We start from the raw sequence: 1,243 nt of genomic DNA, 5'->3' as shown, positions 1-1,243 counted from the left end.
GTGACGGTACCTGGAGAAGAAGCACCGGCTAACTACGTGCCAGCAGCCGCGGTAATACGTAGGGTGCGAGCGTTGTCCGGAATTACTGGGCGTAAAGAGCTCGTAGGTGGTTTGTCGCGTCGTTTGTGTAAGTCCACAGCTTAACTGTGGGACTGCAGGCGATACGGGCATAACTTGAGTGCTGTAGGGGAGACTGGAATTCCTGGTGTAGCGGTGAAATGCGCAGATATCAGGAGGAACACCGATGGCGAAGGCAGGTCTCTGGGCAGTAACTGACGCTGAGGAGCGAAAGCATGGGTAGCGAACAGGATTAGATACCCTGGTAGTCCATGCCGTAAACGGTGGGCGCTAGGTGTGAGTCCCTTCCACGGGATTTGTGCCGTAGCTAACGCATTAAGCGCCCCGCCTGGGGAGTACGGCCGCAAGGCTAAAACTCAAAGGAATTGACGGGGGCCCGCACAAGCGGCGGAGCATGTGGATTAATTCGATGCAACGCGAAGAACCTTACCTGGGCTTGACATGTAGCGGATCGCCGCAGAGATGTGGTTTCCCTTGTGGTCGCTATACAGGTGGTGCATGGTTGTCGTCAGCTCGTGTCGTGAGATGTTGGGTTAAGTCCCGCAACGAGCGCAACCCTTGTCTTATGTTGCCAGCACACAATGGTGGGGACTCATGAGAGACTGCCGGGGTTAACTCGGAGGAAGGTGGGGATGACGTCAAATCATCATGCCCCTTATGTCCAGGGCTTCACACATGCTACAATGGTCGGTACAGCGCGTTTGCTACCTTGTGAGGGGATGCTAATCGCACAAAGCCGGCCTTAGTTCGGATTGGGGTCTGCAACTCGACCCCATGAAGTCGGAGTCGCTAGTAATCGCAGATCAGCAACGCTGCGGTGAATACGTTCCCGGGCCTTGTACACACCGCCCGTCACGTCATGAAAGTTGGTAACACCCGAAGCCAGTGGCCTGTCATGGGAGCTGTCGAAGGTGGGATCGGCGATTGGGACGAAGTCGTAACAAGGTAGCCGTACCGGAAGGTGCGGCTGGATCACCTCCTTTCTAAGGAGTTTTTTATTGTGGCTCACAGTTGTGGGCTGTTTTTTTGTTGGTTGAGTCACCGTGGGTGTGGCTGCCAATTGTTGTTTCCGGGTGGAGACACACCAGCTACAAGGTTGCCACGCATTCGTGTGGTGGTTGTGGTTGTGGTTGCAGTGTGGCCGGGTTTTTGTAATCAAAAAGAA

The 1,243-nt window shown here is 54.8% G+C and carries 1 rRNA gene; it reads left to right on the top strand.

Annotated elements, in window-relative coordinates:
• A 16S ribosomal RNA gene (locus KBX13_RS11405) occupies positions 1 to 1,061 on the top strand; the annotation flags it as partial.
• Positions 1,062 to 1,243 lie beyond the last annotated feature (182 nt).

Origin of the sequence: Corynebacterium sp. CCUG 51687 (assembly GCF_024453995.1) — a bacterium.
In the GTDB taxonomy this organism is placed as follows: Bacteria; Actinomycetota; Actinomycetes; order Mycobacteriales; family Mycobacteriaceae; genus Corynebacterium; species Corynebacterium pseudogenitalium.
The sequence above is the reverse complement of the archived record's forward strand: the minus strand, read 5'-3'. Positions and strand labels throughout refer to the sequence as shown.